The 22,462-nt window shown below is 44.3% G+C and carries 18 protein-coding genes; 10 read left to right on the top strand and 8 right to left on the bottom strand.

The window, feature by feature from the left end:
* Positions 1 to 120 precede the first annotated feature (120 nt).
* Complete coding sequence (gene hisIE, locus IP510_RS11455) at positions 121 to 957, bottom strand: bifunctional phosphoribosyl-AMP cyclohydrolase/phosphoribosyl-ATP diphosphatase HisIE (RefSeq protein WP_194364986.1); 837 nt, start codon at positions 955 to 957, stop codon at positions 121 to 123.
* 188 nt (positions 958 to 1,145) lie between these two features.
* A complete protein-coding gene (locus IP510_RS11450) occupies positions 1,146 to 1,589 on the bottom strand; it encodes a thioesterase family protein (RefSeq protein WP_194364985.1) in 444 nt (147 codons plus the stop codon).
* 479 nt (positions 1,590 to 2,068) lie between these two features.
* Here IP510_RS11450 and rpmI point away from each other — a divergent pair, with 479 nt between their 5' ends.
* The 5 genes from rpmI (at position 2,069) to IP510_RS11425 (ending at position 7,273) form a co-directional block, all read left to right on the top strand.
* Positions 2,069 to 2,266 (top strand): 50S ribosomal protein L35, encoded by a 198-nt coding sequence (gene rpmI / locus IP510_RS11445; RefSeq protein ID WP_010197866.1) that lies wholly within the window; start codon positions 2,069 to 2,071, stop codon positions 2,264 to 2,266.
* Positions 2,267 to 2,416: 150 nt separating this feature from the next.
* Positions 2,417 to 2,773 carry a 50S ribosomal protein L20 gene (gene rplT / locus IP510_RS11440; RefSeq protein WP_025651520.1) on the top strand — a complete coding sequence of 119 codons (357 nt, stop codon included), beginning with the start codon at positions 2,417 to 2,419 and terminating at the stop codon, positions 2,771 to 2,773.
* A gap of 317 nt (positions 2,774 to 3,090) precedes the next feature.
* Positions 3,091 to 4,146, top strand: coding sequence for a phenylalanine--tRNA ligase subunit alpha (gene pheS / locus IP510_RS11435; protein ID WP_194364984.1), 1,056 nt, complete (start codon positions 3,091 to 3,093; stop codon positions 4,144 to 4,146).
* Positions 4,147 to 4,333: 187 nt separating this feature from the next.
* Complete coding sequence (gene pheT / locus IP510_RS11430) at positions 4,334 to 6,739, top strand: phenylalanine--tRNA ligase subunit beta (protein ID WP_194364983.1); 2,406 nt, start codon at positions 4,334 to 4,336, stop codon at positions 6,737 to 6,739.
* 234 nt (positions 6,740 to 6,973) lie between these two features.
* Positions 6,974 to 7,273, top strand: a complete 300-nt coding sequence (locus IP510_RS11425) for an integration host factor subunit alpha (RefSeq protein WP_194364982.1) — start codon at positions 6,974 to 6,976, stop codon at positions 7,271 to 7,273.
* Between the two features lie 229 nt (positions 7,274 to 7,502).
* Here IP510_RS11425 and IP510_RS11420 read toward each other — a convergent pair whose 3' ends face one another.
* Positions 7,503 to 7,859, bottom strand: a complete 357-nt coding sequence (locus IP510_RS11420; RefSeq protein WP_194364981.1) for a hypothetical protein — start codon at positions 7,857 to 7,859, stop codon at positions 7,503 to 7,505.
* A 583-nt stretch (positions 7,860 to 8,442) separates the two neighbouring features.
* Here IP510_RS11420 and IP510_RS11415 point away from each other — a divergent pair.
* Positions 8,443 to 9,333: a neutral zinc metallopeptidase gene (locus tag IP510_RS11415; RefSeq protein WP_194364980.1), complete on the top strand. Its 891-nt coding sequence runs from the start codon at positions 8,443 to 8,445 to the stop codon at positions 9,331 to 9,333.
* 136 nt (positions 9,334 to 9,469) lie between these two features.
* On the opposite strand, the gene IP510_RS11410 is transcribed toward IP510_RS11415, so the two are convergent.
* The 3 genes from IP510_RS11410 to trxA all read right to left on the bottom strand — a co-directional run bounded on the left by IP510_RS11410 (position 9,470) and on the right by trxA (position 12,145).
* Complete coding sequence (locus IP510_RS11410) at positions 9,470 to 9,709, bottom strand: hypothetical protein (RefSeq protein ID WP_194364979.1); 240 nt, start codon at positions 9,707 to 9,709, stop codon at positions 9,470 to 9,472.
* Positions 9,710 to 10,029: 320 nt separating this feature from the next.
* The gene (gene rho, locus IP510_RS11405; RefSeq protein WP_055125334.1) at positions 10,030 to 11,298 is read right to left on the bottom strand and encodes a transcription termination factor Rho; all 1,269 of its coding nucleotides are present in this window, start codon (positions 11,296 to 11,298) and stop codon (positions 10,030 to 10,032) included.
* Between the two features lie 520 nt (positions 11,299 to 11,818).
* Positions 11,819 to 12,145 (bottom strand): thioredoxin, encoded by a 327-nt coding sequence (gene trxA / locus IP510_RS11400; RefSeq protein WP_194364978.1) that lies wholly within the window; start codon positions 12,143 to 12,145, stop codon positions 11,819 to 11,821.
* Between the two features lie 363 nt (positions 12,146 to 12,508).
* Here trxA and IP510_RS11395 point away from each other — a divergent pair, with 363 nt between their 5' ends.
* Both IP510_RS11395 and IP510_RS11390 read left to right on the top strand, forming a co-directional pair.
* The gene (locus IP510_RS11395) at positions 12,509 to 13,222 is read left to right on the top strand and encodes an RluA family pseudouridine synthase (RefSeq protein WP_194364977.1); all 714 of its coding nucleotides are present in this window, start codon (positions 12,509 to 12,511) and stop codon (positions 13,220 to 13,222) included.
* A gap of 232 nt (positions 13,223 to 13,454) precedes the next feature.
* The gene (locus tag IP510_RS11390) at positions 13,455 to 15,050 is read left to right on the top strand and encodes a flavin-containing monooxygenase (protein WP_413786488.1); all 1,596 of its coding nucleotides are present in this window, start codon (positions 13,455 to 13,457) and stop codon (positions 15,048 to 15,050) included.
* 27 nt (positions 15,051 to 15,077) lie between these two features.
* Here IP510_RS11390 and IP510_RS11385 read toward each other — a convergent pair whose 3' ends face one another.
* Positions 15,078 to 16,022 (bottom strand): NAD(P)-dependent oxidoreductase, encoded by a 945-nt coding sequence (locus IP510_RS11385; protein WP_194364975.1) that lies wholly within the window; start codon positions 16,020 to 16,022, stop codon positions 15,078 to 15,080.
* Positions 16,023 to 16,488: 466 nt separating this feature from the next.
* Here IP510_RS11385 and rapA point away from each other — a divergent pair, with 466 nt between their 5' ends.
* Positions 16,489 to 19,377: an RNA polymerase-associated protein RapA gene (gene rapA / locus IP510_RS11380; protein WP_194364974.1), complete on the top strand. Its 2,889-nt coding sequence runs from the start codon at positions 16,489 to 16,491 to the stop codon at positions 19,375 to 19,377.
* A 596-nt stretch (positions 19,378 to 19,973) separates the two neighbouring features.
* Positions 19,974 to 20,876 carry an acyl-CoA thioesterase gene (locus IP510_RS11375; protein WP_194364973.1) on the top strand — a complete coding sequence of 301 codons (903 nt, stop codon included), beginning with the start codon at positions 19,974 to 19,976 and terminating at the stop codon, positions 20,874 to 20,876.
* A gap of 131 nt (positions 20,877 to 21,007) precedes the next feature.
* Here IP510_RS11375 and mutY read toward each other — a convergent pair whose 3' ends face one another.
* Positions 21,008 to 22,249: an A/G-specific adenine glycosylase gene (mutY, locus tag IP510_RS11370; RefSeq protein WP_194364972.1), complete on the bottom strand. Its 1,242-nt coding sequence runs from the start codon at positions 22,247 to 22,249 to the stop codon at positions 21,008 to 21,010.
* Positions 22,250 to 22,462: the final 213 nt, after the last annotated feature.

Here is a 22,462-nt window from a genome sequence, read left to right as displayed (position 1 = left end):
CAAACAGCATCAGCATATAATGCGAGATAAATCAGAGCTATATTATAACCTGCACTTATTACAAATTGGTGAAACCAACAACAATCAAATACGATAGGCAGTTATTTTATCTCTCAAATGCTATCTGGATGCTTTTTCATCGATGCCTGATAACCCAAACCGTCTTCCTAGCTCATTTAGGACAGCATCTGATTCGATATCAAACCATGCCAATCCAACCAAGGTATGGAACCAGACATCAGCCACTTCATAGATCAGCTCATGACGGGCAGCATCATAATGCGCTTTGTTTTGCGCCTCATCACAATTGGCCAAATCTTTGGCAGCGATGATACTCTCTGTGCTTTCTTCACCCACTTTCTCGAGTATTTTATTCAAGCCCTTCGCATATAGGCTGGCCACATAAGAGCTGTCAGCGTCAGCGTGTTTCCGTTCTGCCAATACGTTATCGAGTTGCTGAAGCACAGAACCTTTATGCGCGTGTGCTTGACGGTCATCAGCACCAGAGTTCGTCACAGTATGTTCGATATCAGACTGGGTGCTGGCAGGTTTAGGGGTGTCATAAATATCAGCAGGGTCTTTTAGTACCTTATCCACTGTGTGCCACTCAGGTGTCTCGCCAGAAAGATCCAAACTCTGATAAAAACAGGATTCACGGCCAGTATGGCAGGCAATGCCACCTGCTTGGGTCACACTCAGTACGATCACATCGGCATCACAGTCTAAGCGAATATCATGTACCGTCTGCGTATGACCTGATGACTCGCCTTTGTGCCATAGTTTGGCACGCGAGCGCGAAAAATAAACCGCGGTTTGGGTTTGTGCGGTGAGCGCTAGCGCTTCTGCATTCATCCACGCCATCATCAAAATGCGACCTGATTGGTAATCTTGTGCAATTGCAGGAATCAAACCATCAGTGTTGAAATTTACGGCAGTCAGCCAAGCAGGTAAAGTCATAATGTATCAATCATCTTATAAGTAGGAAGTAGAAAAGGGTAATGAGTGGTGCAGCAAATGGATATATGATTTTGATAAATATAGGGTATGAGCGAGACGGTTGTGTGGATAAGACAATGATAAAATCCATAGTGCTACTAGAGCTGAATGATTAGTAGAGCAAACCTTCAAACATATCAGCAAGTATTTTAAATCCTAAATAAATGCGGATACAGTGCTTCTTTGGTCGCATTATCAATGATAGTCACTTTGTTGAGATGAAAATCATAATTGACGAAGTGTTGTTTGGCTTTTGCGACCGTCTCGCCCGTGTGCATGCGAGTGACTTTCATCACTATATTGCCGCCATTATCATACAACGGCTCAACGCCGACCTCAAACAAAAGCGCTTCACGCACTCGTATGCGTGCAGTAATTTCTAACTGTAATGTATCAACGATCAGGCCTTGGTGATCTGCATTGACTTCTTTAATACCTTTGGCATATAAGAATCGCAGCCGCGCCTCAGACAGCAAAGCGGTGAGTGATTCGATAGTGACATATTGATTCATGTCCGTTTCGGTATGACGCACACGCATTACTGCTTCGAAAACAAATAGATCATCATTAAACACCAGCGCCTGTTTTGACACATTGCCTCCTAGGTTAATGGTCGGAAGACATACTCTGCTTCACATAATGTGTGCTGGTCGTATTAAACTGATTACGAGGTTGTTGCCAAACTTAATAGTCATCAAACTTAATAAAAGCTAAGCCCAATCACGGTAATTAAGCGCTTGGTTTTATCGGCACCCAAACCGTCTTATCGCTTAGTATCTACTTAATCACAGCTTAAGCATACATTCAATCTATTTGGTGGATTTTTGGCAAAAATGTCTTCATTTATGCAAAATCTGATCAGATAGGATAGGGCGGTATTGCGCGTGCTTATTTGCCTTTGTTACCTAATGGCGTTGCACCGAAACTTTCCTTGGCAAAACAGCGTACTATCTGCTAAAATACGGCCTCCCACCTCGAGGCAAATAGAGGTTTAGTGCTTGTTTTTACAGCCACTATTCGTTATGTACTATTTGACGACCAGGTTCTATCAAAGACAAAGAGGCAAATCATCATGAAAGTTAAGATGAAAACCAGAAGCGGTGCAGCTAAACGCTTCAAAAAAACAGCAAACGGCTTCAAGCGTAAGCAAGCAAACAAAAGCCATATCTTGACCAAGAAATCAGCTAAGCGTATTCGCCAGTTGCGCGGTCTTAAGATGGTGGACAAGTCTGACGAAGCAGCAGTTCGTCGTATGTGCCCATACATCTAGTAGCCTGTCGTCATATGCATTTAATCAAGCGCTATTTAATGAATAGTTACTGAGTTAAAAGTATTTGACTTTGCAATCTGATAACGATGTCTACTATTCGATGACATCGTGATTCGTTTAATAATGATTAAAAATATCTTGGAGTAATTTATGGCCCGTGTAAAACGTGGTGTACAGGCGAATCGTCGTCACAAAAAAATCCTAAAACGCGCAAAAGGCTACTACGGTGCCCGTTCACGTGTTTACCGTGTAGCGGTACAAGCAGTGACCAAAGCTGGTCAATATGCTTATCGTGACCGTCGCAACAAAAAACGTACTTTCCGTCGTCTTTGGATTGCACGTATCAATGCTGGTGCACGCTTAAACGGTTTGAGCTACAGCCGTTTTATCAATGGCATGAAATTGGCTAACATCACTGTCGATCGTCGCGTACTTGCTGACATCGCTATGCATGATGCAGCGACTTTCACAGCGTTGGTTGAAAAAGCAAAAGCGGCATTAGCATAAATATTAGCCTATCTACATGAATAGAACTAATATTGATTAATAGTACGATATTAATAAAAGCTACCGCTGGTCGGTGGCTTTTTTTATATTAAATTATTTTAGAACTGACTTTATCTGATCTATCCGCACTATCTGAATTCAGAAAAATCTTGTTTGCTGTAAAGGTAACTTTCTCATTGTCTAAATATTCAAGCCATTCATATTATTAGCCTTTATTTTAAAATCAAAGGGTAAATGGTTTGCAATATTTGGTCAAACCCCTACAATTACCAATCACTATTATTAATAGTCCGTTTAAATCAGGAATAATGCGTCTTATGACTACCCCTGCTGCTATCAACGATTTGTCGGCGCTACCGACCTTATCCTCAGAGCTCAGTGAGCTGAATGAAGCTCAACTGACTGAGTTTGCGAGTGCTGCTGAAGCATTGGTTTTACAGATTACTGATGCGCGTGAATTGCAAGATTTGCGTGTGCAATTGACAGGTAAAAAGAGCCCATTAACTGGCTGGTCAAAGCAAATGGGTAAACTCAGTGCTGATGACAAAAAGACCTACGGTGGCTGGTTACATCAAGTCCGTAGCCGTATTCAGCAAGCATTGACTGATCAGCAACAACAATTGGAAGTGGCCGCATTAAATGCCAAGCTTGAAGCAGAAAGTATCGATATTACGCTGCCTGCTCGTGGTGGTCAAAAAGGTCATTTGCATCCAGTAACGATGATTACTCAGCGCATGCAGCAGTATTTTATTCAAGCAGGCTTCAATGTCGCAACCGGCCCTGAAGTCGAGAGCGATTACTATAATTTTGAAGCACTCAATATTCCGTCGCACCATCCAGCACGTGCAATGCATGATACATTCTATTTTGATGCGCATTACTTACTGCGTACGCATACCAGTCCCGTGCAGATTCGCACGATGGAAAAGAATGAACCACCGATCCGCATTATTTGCCCAGGTCGCGTCTATCGCAATGATTCAGATCAAACCCACTCGCCGATGTTTCATCAGTTAGAGGGGCTTATGGTTACTGAGTCGAGCACTTTTGCTGAGCTAAAGGGCTTGATTAGTGAGTTTTTAGAAGCATTCTTTGCCAAAGAACTGACCGTTCGTTTCCGCCCATCATTTTTCCCGTTTACTGAGCCTTCTGCAGAAGTAGATATCTTAGATGACAATGGCAAATGGCTTGAGGTCATGGGCTGCGGTATGGTACATCCACAAGTACTAACCAACTGCGGCATTGATAGCGACAAATACACTGGCTTTGCATTTGGCATGGGTATCGAGCGCTTTGCGATGCTGTATTACGGTATTAACGATTTACGTCTATTTTTCCAAAATGACGTACGCTTCTTAAAGCAATTTGGCTAGAGTTTTCCTTATGCTTATATAGTCAGTTCAAAATAATTTAGATACAAGGAAGGTGAGTGAAAGTGCTACAAATTGTAGACTGAGCGAGCCTGATGCTGTATCTAGTTTATATAGGATTGACTATAGCAAGTGAATTCGCCAAGCGTTACTCCAACACTTTATTATAAAATTCTGATCCGAGATATTTATGAAAATTAGCGAACAGTGGCTACGTCAATGGGTGAACCCCACGAATACCAGCGAACAGTTGGCCGAACAGTTGACCATGGCAGGACTAGAGATTGATGATCGCTATGCGGTTGCTCGTGCTTTTAGTGGTGTGGTCATCGGTGAAGTCGTCAGCGTTGAGCAACATCCAGACGCGGATAAACTGCGAGTCACACAGGTAAACATCGGTGAAGCTGAGCTGCTACAAATCGTATGCGGCGCACCTAATGTCACCGTTGGTATGAGAGTACCTGTCGCCACCGTTGGGGCAGTGCTGCCAAGCGATGACAAGAAAGGCTTTAAAATTAAAAACGGTAACCTACGCGGCGTGGCCTCTAACGGTATGCTTTGCGGTGCTTCTGAGATTGACTTAGTTGACGACATCGATGGTTTGCTTGAATTACCTGAAGATGCACCGATCGGTGCAAATATCCGTGAATATCTAGGCTTAGACAATCAGATACTAGATATCTCTATCACGCCAAACCGTGGTGATTGCTTTAGTGTACGTGGTATTGCACGTGAAATATCAGTCATCAATGACTTGCCAATGCAAATGCCAACCATCGCTGAAAACATCACCATTACTGAAAATGGTGCAACGCCAGCCGTCACGGTAAGTGCCGTTGAAGCCTGTCCACGCTACTTATTACAATCGATTAGCAATATTGATCGTGGTATTGAGACACCAAAGTGGATGCAAGATGCGCTTGTTCAATCAGGATTACGCTCACATAACTTCTTGGTTGATGTGACCAACTATGTATTGATGGAGCTGGGTCAGCCGCTACATGCGTTTGATGCTGATAAGATTGAGGGCAATATCGTTGTACGTTTGGCAGAGCCTGCTGAGACTATTACTTTACTCAATGAGCAAACCATTACTCTAACGGGTGATGAGCTCGTGATTGCTGATGACAAAGGCGCACTGGCACTGGCTGGTATCATGGGCGGTCAGCGTAGTAGTGTGACTGATAGTACGACCAATATCGTTGTAGAAAGTGCTTTCTTTGGTCAACTTGCTATCGCCGCTCGTGCACGCCGCTTTGGTTTACATACTGATGCATCGCAACGTTTTGAGCGTGGAGTAGATTTTGAGTTACCAGAAATCGCATTGGCACGTGCTTGTGATTTGATCACCAGTATCACTGGTGGCCAAGCCGGACCGATAGTGTCGGCTGAGAGTGTTGAGCATCTGCCAGCACGTACGCCAATTACCTTGCCAATCGCTAAAGTACGTGATGTCATTGGTATTGAAATTGAGCCAGCAGTCATGGTGCGTATCTTAACCCAGTTGGGTTTTGACGTAGAGCAGCAGAGCGGTGCATTAGTTTGCAAGCCGCCCTCTTATCGCTTTGATATGAGTATCAAAGAGGATCTTATCGAAGAGATTGCTCGCATCTATGGCTATGACAATATTCCAAGCGTGTTGCCGCACTTGCAAGTCAGCATGGATTATGATGACACCGCAGATTTGACTCATGAGATGAAGCTAGCATTAGTCGATAACGGCTATATGGAAGCGATTAGCTTTAGCTTTAGTGATGCAAAACTAGAAGCATTGCTTGATGATGAAGCACTGGGTGAGGTCTTGGCACTGGCCAATCCTATCTCTAGCGATTTGGCAGTGATGCGCCGCACTTTGCTATCGAGCTTATTGCCATGTGTGCAATACAATCTCAATCGTCAGCAGCCACGTGTGCGTTTCTTTGAAACAGGTCTTAGCTTCGTTGGCCAGAGTATCAGCGAATTAGTACAGACTCCAAGCATTGCTTTGGTTGCTGTTGGTGACGTATGGGATGAGCAAGCTTATCAAAATCGTGCTTTAGATTTTTACGATCTAAAACACGACATCGAGCAGCTGTTACCAGCACAGATCGAGAGCACCCGTATTCGCTATGAACGTAGTGCCTTGAGTTTTTTGCATCCAGGACAAAGCGCTAAACTATACATTGATGAGGTGTATGTGGGTTGGCTCGGTCAGCTGCATCCAAAGACGGCAAAACAATTAGATTTGCCAACGACATGGGTGGCGCAGCTGTCACTTGCACCATTATTAGATGTTGCTCGTGAGCAGCACGCCATCACTACGCCAAGTAAGTTTCCGCAAGTACGCCGTGATATTGCTATCTTGGTAGACAGTGATATCAGTGCTCAAACATTAGAGTCAACGATACGAGCCGCCGCTGGTCAGCTACTCACTGACTTATGGCTGTTCGATGTCTATCAAGGCGACAAAGTACCTACCGGTCAGCGTTCATTGGCATTTGCACTTATTTGGCAAGACAAAGCACAAACGCTGTCTGATGATGCTGTAAAAATTGCGACGGATAAAGTAGTACAAGCATTAGCAGATAAGCATTTAGCACAGCTACGCGATAGCTAATACTGTACATCTGTAATACCCAATGCTCTGCAGTTTTCTTGTTTGGAGGACTGCAGAGCATTACTATTCGTAGAAATTATTATTCATAGAAATATGTTAAGTGGTTATTAATAAAGGATTTTAATGTAGATTGTGCTAAAAGACAGTCAAAAAACCTTTATAATAGCCAGTCTTAATCCTCATACCGCTAAACCATGATATTCGACCATCACGACATAGCATAGGAGTCGTACTGTGAGCACCTTAACCAAATCTGACATGATTGAGCATTTAATGAGTCACCTAAACCTAACGCGCCAAGAAGGTCGCTGTCTGGTAGAGAACTTTTTCGATGAATTGTCAGAGAGTTTGATTGACGGCAAAGAGGTCAAGCTTTCAGGCTTTGGCAACTTTGAGCTTAAAGACAAAAATAGCCGTCCTGGCCGTAACCCAAAGACGGGCGAACCAGTGGCAGTATCTGCACGTAGAGTAGTGACTTTTAAAACGGGACAGAAGTTCCGTCAAAAGGTAGATGAGCGTCTGTTCGAGGCTTAATTGATGCTGGCATAGTGATAAGATGAATGTCTTATGGGTTTTTACATACAACTCATAAGATATCTAGTACACGTCTACATATCGATATTTTCTAGCTTATGGCTGTCTGCATAAGATAACGTAAAGTTAATCTCAGCAGTTATCTCAAATGACACAAATTTTAGGCATAAAAAAAGAGAGCATAAGCTCTCTTTTTTACTATAGTAGATCTATTGTATAAACAATAGAATTACTTAGCTTCTTCAACTACAACTTCGTCAGATGCTTCAACAGCAGCTGTATCAGTTTCGCTAGCTACGTCTACGCTAGTAGTAGTACCGTCTACAGGAACTTCAGCGTCCATTTCGTCAGTAGCAGTTGCAGCTTGTGCATCAGCGATATCAGCTTCAGCGCCGGCAACAGCAGCATCAGCGTCAGCAGTCATTTCGCCTTCAGCAGCAGCATCGTCAAGTTCTGCAGATGCGTCTTGCACTTCTTCTTGTGCGTCAGATAAATCTTCAGCAGCGTTTTCTTTGTTGCTGTCACAGGCAGTTAGGCCCATAGTTGCAGTCATGATACCAGCTAGAGCAAGTAATTTAAGTTTCATAAGGTTTTCTCCGGAAAAATGAAATGAGCAGTAGCAGCAACGACAAATTGAACTTCGAGATTTCTCAAAATTCAACTAGGATTAGTCACAGCTACTCAGCTTCCACGCATTCTATAGGTTTTCTATGTAAATAGAAATAGGCTGTACAATTAAGTAACAATAATATTTAAAATAATATTTTACTTTGTCTGTTTGATAGTATTTTTAATACAAAAAACGCAATTAATCGACGTATAATCAATGACATCGGTACATATGAGATCAATTATATAGGTATCCTTACGACGTGTTATTTGGCTATTTTTGATACTCCTATAGACAGAATCAGAGGTAAGTAGTCCAATTAATGGTAAGTGAGTGAGTCAAAATATTAAGAGCTATTTTAAATATTCTAAAATAGCTTGCTTTTTCGATATTAGACCAATGTATCAAAACGAAAAGCTGCGTTAAATACTTTATTAAGAAGCGTGTTACATTAAAAAGAGCATTCAATCAAAAAAAGCTCGACACAATATGGATATCACATAAAATCAATTAGGATCAATACGAATAGCAGACTATCGTATGTTTGAGGAATACAGTTATGAAATGGCAAGGCAGACAGGGCAGCTCTAACGTCCGCTCGAGTAAAGGTGGCGGTAAAGTATTGGGTGGGGGTATTGGCGGTATTATCATCGCAGGTATTTTATGGTTGGTATTTGGGGTCAACCCAATGACGGCGTTACAGACAGGACAAGCGGTCACAGGTGGCGGTAATAGTGGGACATCTACTGAACCTGCGACCAGTACCGATCGAGACACGCAGTTTGTAAAAGTCGTATTGGCTGACACGGAGGCGGTCTGGCATCAAATATTTAATGAAGCAGGCAGCACTTATCAAGAGCCGTCATTGATTCTGTTTAATGGACAAGTCAGCTCGGCTTGTGGCAGTGCGAGTGCTGCAACAGGTCCTTTTTATTGTCCAGGGGATCAGACTGTTTATCTAGATACGTCCTTTTTTGTAGAAATGCGTCAGAAACTTGGGATTTCAGGCGATCAGCAAGGTTCTGGTGACCAAGAGAACCAAGGTAAAGCAGGTGATTTTGCGCAAGCTTATGTCATCGCGCATGAGGTTGGTCACCATGTACAGACGCTATTGGGTATCTCTCAACAGGTTAGTGAGGCCAGTAGACAAGTCTCGCGTTCAGAAGCCAATAAGCTGTCAGTATTGCAAGAATTACAGGCGGATTGTTTTGCTGGCGTATGGGCACAGCGCAATCAAGAACGTGTACAGTTCTTGGAAGCAGGTGATATCGATGAAGCCGTAAATGCAGCGGGTCAAATCGGTGATGATCGCTTAGCAAAAGCAGGCGGCGGGGCAGTCGTACCTGACAACTTTACCCATGGTACCAGCCAACAGCGTGTCGAATGGTTCACGCGTGGTTTAGAGAGTGGTAATGTGCAGTCTTGTGATACCTTTAGCGGTGCGTTATAAGTATATTGTGGTGACTTGTAATAAGAATATTTACTTTTAGCCAACGAGCCAAAACAAAAAAGCCTGCAATCAATTGCAGGCTTTTTTGTTTTGGCTAATATTTTATCAAGGTAAAAGTAAACCTTGATAAAATCAATTAGCGAGTTTGGTCAAGAATATAAGCACCAGCACCACCTACAGCAGCACCACCAAGTGCACCACGAGCGATATCTTTACTATCGCCATTACTTTTAAGAACTGCACCAGCAGCTGCGCCGACAGCAGCACCTTTAGCAGTGTTGCTCAAACCACTGTTATAGCCATTAGTTGCACAGCCGCCCATGATAAGAGCAGAACTAGTGATTGCCGTCATTGCGATTGTTTTAGCAAATTTCATATGATTACCTATAGATTCATCAAGTTTAAAATATTAGACCCTTAAAGTAAGGCATCTAGATTATTTTCAAGTGTATTCCTACCACCTATCATCATAATCGTTTACTGACTACAGGGTCGTAGTAAAAACGCTAATCTTTGCAAACAAGGTGTAAGCGATGTTGCCACACTGTGTCATCGGTAGTACTTGTGGCTTATACTGAATAATAAATTTTTTGATCATTAGACAATGAATATTTCACTCTCATCAATATAAAGACCACCTATTGGTGGTCTTTATATTGAATCAAAGCTAAATACGTCTGACAAGCTAATCGAAAATTAGTTTTGTGATTTACGCTTCATTTGTTCAAAGAATTCATCATTGGTTTTCGCTTCTTTTAAGCGATCCAACAAGAACTCAGTGGCTTGCACACCATCCATCGGCTGAAGGAGTTTGCGTAAAATCCATACTTTACGCAGTTTATCTTCATCAAGCAGACGCTCCTCGCGGCGAGTGCCAGATTTTTTGATGTTGATTGCAGGGAAGACACGTTTTTCAGCCAAATCACGCTCAAGCGTAATCTCTTGGTTACCCGTTCCCTTGAACTCTTCAAAGATAACGCTGTCCATTTTACTACCAGTATCGATAAGCGCACTGGCAATAATGGTCAAGCTACCACCTTCTTCGACGTTACGAGCAGCACCGAAGAAGCGTTTTGGACGCTCAAGCGCATTGGCATCCAAACCACCTGTTAAGACTTTGCCTGACGAGGGTATGACCGTGTTATAAGCACGTGCTAGACGAGTGATGGAGTCAAGTAAGATGACCACGTCTTGCTTGTGTTCAACCAAGCGCTTGGCTTTTTCGATGACCATCTCAGCCACTTGTACGTGACGCTGCGGCGGCTCATCAAAGGTAGAGGCAACCACTTCACCGCGTACGGTACGGACCATCTCGGTCACTTCTTCTGGGCGCTCATCGATCAATAGTACGATGAGATAACACTCAGGATTGTTACGGGTAATTGACTGGGCGATGGTCTGTAGCAGCATCGTTTTACCCGCTTTTGGCGGTGCGACGATAATAGAGCGTTGACCTTTACCAATCGGAGCAATCAGATCGATGATACGGCCGGTCAAGTCTTCGGTGGTGCCATTGCCCAGCTCAAGTTTTAAATGCTCAGTTGGGAATAGGGGGGTCAAGTTCTCAAAGATAAGCTTATGACGTGAGCGATCTGGCGTATCAAAGTTAATTTCACCGACTTTTAATAACGCAAAATAACGCTCAGAATCTTTTGGCGGACGAATCGTACCAGCGATACTGTCACCCGTTTTGAGGCTAAAGCGGCGAATTTGGCTAGGGCTGACGTAAATGTCATCAGGGCCTGCCAAATAAGAGCCTTCTGATGAACGCAAAAAGCCAAATCCATCCGGTAGAACCTCAAGAACGCCGTCACCATAGATGGCTTCACCGTTACGGGCATGGGTTTTTAGAATAGCAAAGATGATGTCTTGCTTACGGCTACGCGCCATATTATCAAGACCCATTTCTTTGGCGATAGCCAATAGCTCAGCGATTGATTTTTTCTTTAATTCAGTAAGATTCATAGATAGGTCATTAGCAATTGATCAGATGATAGATGCCATTAGCAGCACAAGTCAGGACAGTGATTAAAATAACGGTAATAGAATGATAGATGAGGTAGACAGCACTGGAGTTTATGTAGTTTTGGTCTTGCACGTTTGCTTATGTACGCGTTGCCATCATGCGAGGCAATGTCATAAGAAATAGAGATAAAAAAGGCTACATAAGGGTCTGCGTCAAAAACTCAATATCAGTAATTGCGTTCAGTCATTTTGTTCAGCAATGGTGTTTATAATGACGGTTGTGTTTTTGTTGATAAACACGAGGAGAATAGCGACAAGATACTTAGAAAAACAGTTGGTTTTCTCTTGTCAGCAGACTATACGGTCTTCACAATAGCGTTGTCAATAAATTTTGCCAAAAAAGTCATAGAATCAAGCTTTTTGCACAAAAAACAAGCAAAAAAGCCACTATCTTCATTAGATAATGGCTTTTTGATGGATGCTACTTTACACGCAGAATAGTCTGTCGCGAAAAGAAGACTTATACATGCTTGTCCAATACTTTGGCCAATTCAGCTTTTGGCTGAAGACCCATGACTGAGTCAACTTTTTCGCCATCTTTAAAGACAAATAGCGTTGGGATGTTACGGATACCAAAACGGCTGGCCGCTTGTGGGTTGCTATCCACATCAACTTTGACAATTTTAACTTTGCCTTGGTACTCAGAGGCAAGATCTTCTAAAATAGGAGCAATGGCTTTACAAGGGCCACACCATGCTGCCCAAAAATCTACCAATACAGGCACATCTGACTCTAGTACGTCTTTGTCAAAGTCGGCATCGGTGGTATGTAAAATAAGGTCTGACATAATGTTATCTCTCTTGTTTTATTATTTCTATCACCGCATAGCAACCTAAATATTGGTCTAATAATAAGCTGATATGTGATTAAAGAATTATTTGGAAGTGGTGAAAATGTGCCATTATATTAACATGTTTGTTCAATCTTGACAGATGCAGGCTGGTTAAATTGTTTAACAATTGCCATGAGTACAATAAATCAAAGCACTATATAGTCGATTCAATTTAAAAGTAGTACAAGGCAACCGAGTGTAGATGTATATTTGATACTTCAAGCGAGGTTAACGCTGTAATACTTTTATAGTGGAATGGTTATAATACCGCGGTCAAAACCCTCACATCACACCCAATTTATATAAGTAGTTAATGTTATGTCTTTCACTGATGAAGCAGTCAATGCTCTGAATACCCAAGAAAATGCTTACCCCATTGAGTTTTTTAGGGAGTTTGCCCAAGCGATCACGGTCTACGAAGATGACGACATTTGGGTGGTTGATAAGCCTGCGGGACTATTGAGTGTCGATGGAAAAACGCTAAAGGTGAGTTTGCTTTCGCGCCTTGAGCGCGCCAATCCAGCCGTCAAACTGATTCATCGCCTAGATATGGATACCTCAGGACTGCTTATTTTTGCAAAAAATGCCGCCGCACAGACTCATATTAGTAAGCAGTTCATTGAGCGTTTACCGCAAAAAAAATATCAAGCGCGTGTCTTTGGCCAGTGGGAGCAGGTTGGTGCAACTGGCAAAATATCAGTGCCAGTGCGCTATGAACCTGCGACCAAGCCTCGTCACATCGTCGATCACGATTGGTCAAAGCATGCACTGACGCTGTATGAAGTACTGGCCCATGAAACCTGTGAGGGTCATACAGTCACAAGAGTGATGCTAAAACCCGTCACAGGCCGTAGCCATCAGCTGCGTGTCCATATGGTACATGTCGATCATGTGATGATTGGTGATCCGATCTATGCTGAAGGTGCGGCATTAGAGATAGCATCAAGGCTCAATCTACATGCACAGCAATTACGTCTCAAGCATCCGGTACTGGGTGCTTGGATGGACTGGGAAAGCCCGTGTCCGTTCTAATACCTTGCCAGTTTTAAAACGTGGCATCCCTGATGTATGCAATGTTGACTCAAGGGTTGTAAATAGTAGTGGCAAAGTGATGACCAATTACTGACTATAAGCATTGGATAAAGCGTGTAATGGATAGCAACTATCCGCCGCACATTTTACGAAAAACATGTTCGCTATGTAGCACCAGTCATGCAAACACAAGGATGAAAGTATGCTTGATATCACAACCACCAAACAGGCCATGAGAAATCGTTTTAGACGTAAAAGCCAAAAGTCGACCGCGCCAGCTGATTATGAAGTAATGATTATCGGTGCGGGCATCGCGGGTATTGGCATGGCGTGCCGTTTACAGCAGCAACAGCATAAAGACTTATTCGGTCATAAAAGCTCAAAACATCAAAAAAAGAAAAAATTGACCCATCAGCAAAAGAATCCTCAGCGCTTTGCCATATTCGAAAAACGTGCTGATTTGGGCGGAACCTGGGATTTATTCACATACCCTGGTATTCGATCTGACTCTGATGCTTTGACTTTTGGCTACAATTTTCGACCGTGGTTAGATTACAGAATGTTGGCAAAAGGCAGTGATATCAAACGCTATATTGCAGACACGGCACGTGAATTCAAAGTGACTGAGCACATTCGCTACCAGCATGAGGTGCAGCAGCTCTCATGGTCGAGTGACGATCAGCAGTGGTCAGCGACCATCAAAGACCATGCTAGCGGTGACATATTTATTAAAACCGCTAAGTTTGTGGTAGGTGCGACCGGCTATTATGACTATGAACAAGGGTATCGACCAACGTTTGATGCAGAAGAGGATTTTAAAGGTCGTATCGTCCATCCGCAGCATTGGGATAATCTAGAGTACCAAGACAAAAAAGTTGTCATCATTGGCAGCGGTGCCACTGCGATGACGTTGCTACCTGCGCTAGTAGATGAAGACGCAGAACAATGCGCGCGGCATGTCACCATGCTCCAGCGTACGCCCACTTATGTAGCGAGCGTGCCGGGCGATGACTATGCGATTGACTGGTTATCAGGTAAGTTTTCCCCTTTATCAAAAGCGCAGGCTTATACCGTACTGCGTACACGCAACGTCTTAATACAACAAGGGCTGTATAAAGTTGCCATTTATGCCCCAAAAGTGATGAAAGCCGTACTAAAGGGAGGGGTGAAAAAAGAGCTGAAAGGTAGCGGGATTGATATTAAGCACTTTTTGCCAGATTATAATCCGTGGGATCAACGCGTCTGCGCAGTACCAGACAGTGATATGTTTAAAGCCTTTCAGGGAAAACGTGCAGCGGTGGTGACAGATCAGATCAATCACTTTACTAAGACGGGTATCCTACTAAAATCTGGCCAGCATCTTGATGCAGATATCATTGTGACGGCGACAGGGCTAAAACTACAGATGTTAGGCGGCGCTGCTGTCTATATCGATGGTCAAGCGGTCGATATCGGGACTCGTATGACGTATAAAGCCGTCATGGTTGAAAATGTGCCCAACATGGCAGTGCTGTTCGGTTATACCAATGCCTCATGGACGCTAAAAATCGATTTGGCGTGCCAGTATGTGCTCAGGCTACTTAGCTACATGCACCAGCATCGCTACCAAGTAGTACTACCACAAGCACAAACGGCGAACGATAAAGCACATGCACAGGAAGATACTGTCATGGGCTCGCTGTCATCAGGATATGTCAATCGTGCCAAAGATGCGCTGCCAAAGCAAGGCGATCGCTACCCTTGGCACGTGACCAATAACTACCTAAGTGACCGTATCATGCTGAAATATCGCAAAATAAAAGACGATTGGCTACATTTTAGTCGTTAGTAGCTTGTTGATTATTAAAAGCCACTATCAATGGTGATTGTCAATAAAGTCAGCAACTTGCTTGCTTAGCATCACCCACAGAGTCTCTTGCGCGCTTTTGCTGCCCCAAGCGTTGTGCGGACTAAAGATGACGCGAGGGTGATTAGACATCGTCAATAAAGGGTCGTCGGCTGCGATGGGCTCTTGTTCAAACACATCGCTGGCATAGCCTATGATTTGCTCATTATTAATCGCGTCAGTTAATGCCTGGCTATCGACGATACCGCCGCGCGCGACGTTGACGATGAGTGGTTGTTTCGTCATTTTTGCCAAGGTGTCTTTATTAATCAAATGCTCGGTTTGTTCGGTCAAAGGACAATGCAGACTGAGCACATCAGCTTGTGCCAGCACGTCATCAAACGCAGTATAGTCATCGCTGCGCGGCGCACGACCTTGATGCTCTGCCCATAATACTGTCATGCCAAAGGCGCGGGCGATTTCGGTCACGCGTTTGCCAATCGTGCCGATACCAATGATGCCCAGTGTTTTGTCTTCCAAATCTATCAGCGGAATATCAAGCAGACAAAAATTACCGTTTGCCAGCCATGAGCCATCAGCAACTTTTTGATGGTAATGGATGCCTGCACGCATTGAGTTTAGCATGAGCATAAAGGTATGTTCGGGCACGCTTTTGACCGCATAGCCTGCGACATTGTAGAGCGCAACACCGTGCTCATGACAAGCATCTTGATCGACATTGTTCATGCCAGTAGCCGTCAGTTGGATAAGCTTGAGCTTGGGTAGTTGGCTAATCACATCTGCACTGATTTGAACTTTATTAGTAATGATGATATCCGCGTCACGGCAGCGCTTAATAATGACAGCGGTGTCTTTAGGGGTATCGTTATAAGTAATGTAATTGCTCACACCCTCTGGTGCTGGCAAGTCAATACCCTCAGAGAATGTACCTTTATCTAAAAAAACAGCCTGCATGATTGCTCCTTATTTATTGTTGTCATATCGATGATGGTCTGACGAATAGTTGTCTTATGAATGAGTATCGGCTTAATGTAGCACGTTGGTCTTTTTAAGCAAAAAGTAATCCACTGAATGTGTGAAAGGGTGATGCCAGCCACAGACCTATCTCAACACATTGATCCTAGCTTGAACTTGAATAGATTATATTCACCCGCAGCACCTCTCTAAAATACAGTGCCAAGTAAATACTGCCTAAATTCATATCACAAGCCTCCCAATCTATCAAAATTGACCACTTGAAAAGTCAACTTAACGCACTCATCTAGCCGCTAACGTTATATAATGGCTGCGCGTGGCGATTGGTTTTTCTAAGAGTGCTTTTAAGTTCGTTGATAATCTGCATTCATAGTCCCCTAATCGCTATCATAAGCCACTATTGGTATCTAATTTTTTATTATCTGAGTACAAAAGACATCGCCTTATGACTATCTCTATTGCTTCATTGCACAGTACTGAATTCGCCGTTGGCCAACGTTATTTATCTGATACGGAGTCTGAGCTTGGCTTGGGTGTGGTCATCGATGTCGATGATCGATGTGTGCATATTTTATTTCCGCAAAGTGAAGAGACGCGCGTCTATGCCAAGAACTCTGCGCCGCTATCGCGCGTGGTGTTCAAGGTGGGTGACAGCATTTATGATCAAGATGGCAAAAGCTATGTCGTCAATGCCGTCGATGAAGTGATGGGTGTGCTCAAATATGGCGTCGATGAGCACGAGCGCGGTATCATGGAGACACGCCTTGCCGCTAATATCACGCTTGCCAAGCCGCTTGAGCGCCTGCTGGCTGGTCGTATTGAGCGCGGTGATTGGTATGAGCTGCGTCAAGATATCTTGCGTATGCAGGCTGCGCTAGCAGGTCATCCACTAAAAGGCATGATGGGTGCGCGTGTCGATATCATCGAGCATCAGCTATATATCGCACATGAAGTCGGCAAACGTATCGCGCCGCGCGTATTACTCGCTGACGAAGTGGGGTTGGGTAAAACCATCGAAGCGGGCATGATTATCCATCAGCAGCTATTGACCGGTAAAGCTGAGCGCGTTCTCATTCTGGTGCCAGATAGTTTGCAATACCAGTGGATGATTGAGCTGCGTCGTCGTTTTAACCTGAACTTTGCGCTGTTTGATTTGGTGCGTACGGCTGCTATCAAAGAACATGATCCTGAGCAAAATGTCTTTGCCACTGAGCAATGTATCATCGCTGGTATGGATTTATTAATTGATCATCCAGATTTGTACGATCAAGCGATGGATGCAGGGTTTGATCTATTGGTCGTTGATGAAGCGCATCATCTGCATTGGGATGAGGCACAAGGTGGCAACGACAAATATGACCTAATCGCAGATTTCGCTGAAGAAACCCCTGGCGTGATGCTATTGACGGCGACACCTGAACAATTGGGCGCTCAAAGTCACTTTGCGCGTTTGCGCTTGCTTGATCCAGATCGTTTTGATGATTTAGATGAGTTTATCGACGGACAAGCAGCATTTGCTGAAACCGCTGCTGTCGCTGGTGTGCTGATAGAAGACAAGCCAGTCAGTGAAGGGAAAATCGCTGCTTTGAGTAGCTTGCTAGATATCAGTATTGATGAGTTAGCAGCCATTAACGATGACGAAAAACTGCGAACGCATGCACTCAATGAACTATTAGACCGTCATGGTACGGGCCGTATTTTGTTCCGTAACACGCGTGAGAGTGTCAAAGGCTTCCATGGTCGTAGCAGTCAGCCGTATCCATTGCCATTACCTGAGGCATGGGTAGGCAGCTATCAGACCACTGGTAAACTGCGTGAGCAGCTATGGGGCGAAGAGAATCAACCTGATGGCGGCTGGTTAGAAGATGATCCTCGTGTCTCTTGGTTGATTGATATCTTACGCGGTGAGCTCAAGCATAAAAAAGTACTACTGATTGCCCGTAGTGGTGCGACGGTTGAGAGCTTAGAAGCCGTATTGCGTCTGCATGCTGGTATCAAGACGGCTATCTTTACTGAGCAAATGACTTTGCTTGAGCGTGACCAAGCAGCGGCATTCTTTGCTGATAGCGAAGGCGCGCAGATATTGTTATGCTCAGAGATTGGTTCAGAAGGTCGTAACTTCCAGTTTGCAAGCCAGTTGATATTGTGGGATCTGCCTGCCAACCCAGATACGCTAGAGCAGCGTATTGGTCGTCTAGATCGTATCGGTCAGACGCAGCAGATCATGCTGCATGTGCCTTATGTACAAGGCACGGCGCAAGAGCGTCTGTATCAGTGGTATCACAATGCGCTGAATATGTTCAATCAGATTTCTCCAACAGCGCAGAGCGTACAAGAGCAGTATATTCAAGACCTAAAGCCAATGCTAGAAGGTGCGGACACAGCGGACAATCGCAGTATCTTGCAAGGTATCATCGATGAAGCACTACAAACGCGATTGGGACTAGAGGCTCAGCTACAAGCGGGCCGTGATCGTCTGCTAGAGTACAACTCATGCCGTCCGCGTGTCGCTGGCCGTATCGCTGATGCTATGCGTGACTTTGATGGCAATAATTTACTGCCGCATTTCATTGAGCGCTTCTTTGCTTCTGCCAATATCGATCACAATATCCAGCGCGATGGCTCGTGGGTTATCGCACCGATTGACAGCACTGAAATTAGTGATTATATCGATGGCTTGCCACTGGGTGACGAAGATGGCATGACGTTGACCTTTGAGCGTGACCAAGCGCTACAACGTGAAGACATTGAATTTATCACGCACGAGCATCCATTGATGCGTGCTATCTACGAGCTGGCAAGTACCAGCACCTTTGGTAATACCACAGTTGCTATGCTTAAGAGTGCTGCCGTCCCGCAAGGCATGGTACTGCTAGAGGTGAACTTCCGCGTAGAGGCGATCGCACCAAGATTGCTCAACCTGCCAGCGACATTGACCACACAAAACATTCGGGTGTTTATCAGTGAGCAGGGCAGTGATTTGTCTGCTCGTATCAGCGCTGAGATGATCATGCCGCACATTGAGCGCTTGGACAAAAACAGAGCTCGCCAAGTGATTAAAGTGCGCGGCGATGTGATTGAGCAGCGTTATTATGAAGCTGAAAACATCGCACGTCAGCAGATCGCTGAGATTGGTGAGCAAGCAAGCGCACGTTTTAGTCAGCAGTGGTCACGCGAAATCAAACGCCTAAAACATCTACAAACCATCAATCCAAACGTACGCCCCGAAGAGATTGAGCGCTTAGAGCAATTAAAAGCGCAAGGCGAGCAAGCGCTTGGCAACTTATCACTCGTACCGGACTCTATCCGTGTACTGGTAGCAGTCAAGCCTTAAGCATCATGCTATAGTCAGAGAACGACTAAACTGCTACGGTGTTAGTCTTCCTATTTGTACAATCTGCAGTCGACTGCCTTATAGCAATTTTAAATTTCTTTGACTATATAAGTATTCAGATGAATATAGAAACGAGATGTTATTAGACATCTCGTTTTTTTGTGATTGAGACCACGTTTGCCCACTGATTGCTCATCGCTTGTTGAGCGGAAATTGCAAAGCAATACTTATGAGTAGGTGTGCAGTAGCTAGTCAAAGCCATCGATATTGGGTAAGATGTTTACCTTTTATATTGATAATAAATATTTCTAGTCAGAGAACTACTAAACGGCTACGGCGTTAGCCTCCCTAGATGTACTGTTTGTACAATCTGCAGTCGGCGGCCTTGTACCCGTTTTAGACTTCTTTGACCATAGCGCGATAGCGCTGCTCTCTAGAGGGCTTGTCATCGCTTAGGTGATGCGGCTTACAAACAGTCTCTCTTGTATATTTTAGCAAGTGATCTCACATTATTTTAGATTCAAACACATCAGCTATCTGGCATTGATAATTATAGGTGCCAAGCGTTTTTGATAAAAATAAGGAAACATATCGTCATGTCCAATAATTCGCAACTGATCGATGAGCTGCTGGCTACTATCGCACTTATTGAGGTTACCCCCGATGTCTTTGAGGGTAAAAGCCATGACTATGTGGGCAGTCGGATATTTGGTGGGCAAGTGCTGGCACAAGCGATTATGGCAGCGGCGCATACATTAGATAAAGACAAGCCTTGTCACTCACTGCATGGGTATTTTTTGCGCGGCGGCGATATCAACCAGCCTGTCATATACCAAGTGCGTCGATTGCGCGATGGTCGTAGTCTGTCTGCACGTGAAGTGACCGCGATTCAGTACAAAGAAGTGCGTGGTAAGCCACCTGTTGAGCAAGTGATATTTTCGATGATTGCCTCATTTTCACCGATGGAGGAGGGGCTTGAGTATCAAGAAGACATGCCGGTCTATCCACCACCAGAGGATCTACTGACTGAACAAGATTTAAAAGAAGAAAATGTGGGCAAAGTACCAGAAGCATTAAAGTCAAGGTTTATGCGTCGCCGTCATGTGGAGATCAAACCGGTCAAACCGCGTAACCCTATCAGCCCAGAACCTATGAAACCCAAGCAGGCAAACTGGCTACGTATCCGCGAGTTGGGCAATCAACCGGTGGCGATTCAGCAGGCACTGCTAGCGTTCTCTTCTGATTTTTACTTAGTAGGTACAGGACTGATGTCACATGGTGTTAGCTTTATGACCAGTGGTCTACAAGCGGCGAGCATCGATCACTCAATGCACTTTCACCGTGATTTTGATTTGAACGAATGGATGTTGTACGACATGTGGAGTGACACGACATCCAATGCGAAAGGGCTAAACCACGGACAGTTTTGGCAAGATGGTAAGCTGGTCGCCACGGTACAACAAGAAGGCCTGATGCGCTTGCGTGTGCCAAAGTCTTAGCCTGCTATATCTGAGTTATAATCATAAAAAGCGACTCACTATTGATAGTGAGTCGCTTTTTTTATGGCAGACGAGGTTAGCTTTAAGCAATTGGTCTGACCATGATTGGTGTGGAGGCATCGATTGTATGATTATTCTAAAATTTTAACCATCGCTCGTGGCAATCCAAGTTTTGCTTGAGCATCGTCAGCATTTAACCAGTTAATATTAATATCGGCAGCCTGCAGTGCTTTGGTGATTTCGGCAGTTTGCTTGGTATTTAACGTCACTGATTGCGGGGTCAAATACCAATGAAAATGCGTCAGAGAGTGCTTAATAGGTGCTTCATCGAGCAAAGTCTTGCTGATAGGCGCTGTTACTAATTTATTTTTTGTCAGCCACTCATTGATGATTTGCTCAGCGGTGGTAAATTCTGCCTCATATACTTTTTCATTACTACGTACGTCATTTGTCATATCTGACGGTCTATCATCGTTAGCGTCTGTTTTTTTCGCAGTGCTGCCAACAGCTTTACCCTCAATTTTCTCTACGAACTGCAATGGTAAGCTCCATAGTCCACCCCAAATACCATTATCAGGACGCTGTAGCCATAGAATGTTGCCACTAGCATCTTTAACCAATAACGCATTACTAAACTTACTGGGTTTGGGCTGCTTTTTTGCTTTGACTGGATAATCAGTCTCGCGTCCTTGCGCATGCGCTAGGCAATCTTCTTTCAATGGGCATAATAGGCAGGCAGGTTTGCTACGGGTACATAAAGTTGCGCCCATATCCATCATGGCTTGCGCAAATAGTCCTGAGTTTTCTGTCGGTGTTAATCGTTCCGCCAGTGCCCACAGATCTTTAGTCGTAGCAGACTTGGTAATGTCACCGTCAATTGCCGCCCAACGGGTGATAACTCGTTTGACGTTACCATCGCAGATGACGCCATAATGGTGCAAGCCCATTGCCATAATAGCGCCAGCGGTCGATGGCCCGACCCCTGAAATCGCTTCCCATCCTGCGAGTGTCTGCGGAAACTCGCCCGTTTCATCGATGACTTCAACCAACTGCTTGGCACCTTTATGCAGATTACGCGCGCGTGCATAATAGCCCAGTCCTGCCCAATGCTCCGCTACAGTATCCCAATCTGCTGCTGCCAAATCCTGCACTGTCGGAAACGATGCCATAAACCGTGCAAAGTAGGGCAGCACAGTGGTCACTTGCGTTTGCTGTAGCATGACTTCGGACAACCAAACGATATAAGGATTGGGTGTGTCGGTCTGGTGCTGTTGCCATGGCAAATCATGGCGACCGTTTTCAGCAAACCAATCGAGAAGGCGTGGGGCGAAGGAGTCAAGAGCAGTAGGTGATTGAGAAAATTGAGTAGGCAAGTGTATTCCTTGTAAATTAAACAGGGATATAAAGTTTGAAGTTATGGTTATTTATGGGGTGTAATGTGATTGATACAAGATGCAGATAGGTGAGCTTTGTTGTAGATATTATTGGATAAAATGGCAATTGACTCTGTTGTTTGCCAAGTAAATCTAAGCATGTTTTTAGGTGTGTGAGAGGTGTTTAAGAAAAATACAACAGGTGCGCTAGGC

The sequence above is a fragment of the Psychrobacter sp. NG254 genome (assembly GCF_015277735.1).
In the GTDB taxonomy this organism is placed as follows: Bacteria; Pseudomonadota; Gammaproteobacteria; order Pseudomonadales; family Moraxellaceae; genus Psychrobacter.
Note: the sequence above shows the minus strand (reverse complement) of the source record. Positions and strands in the feature narration are given on the sequence as shown.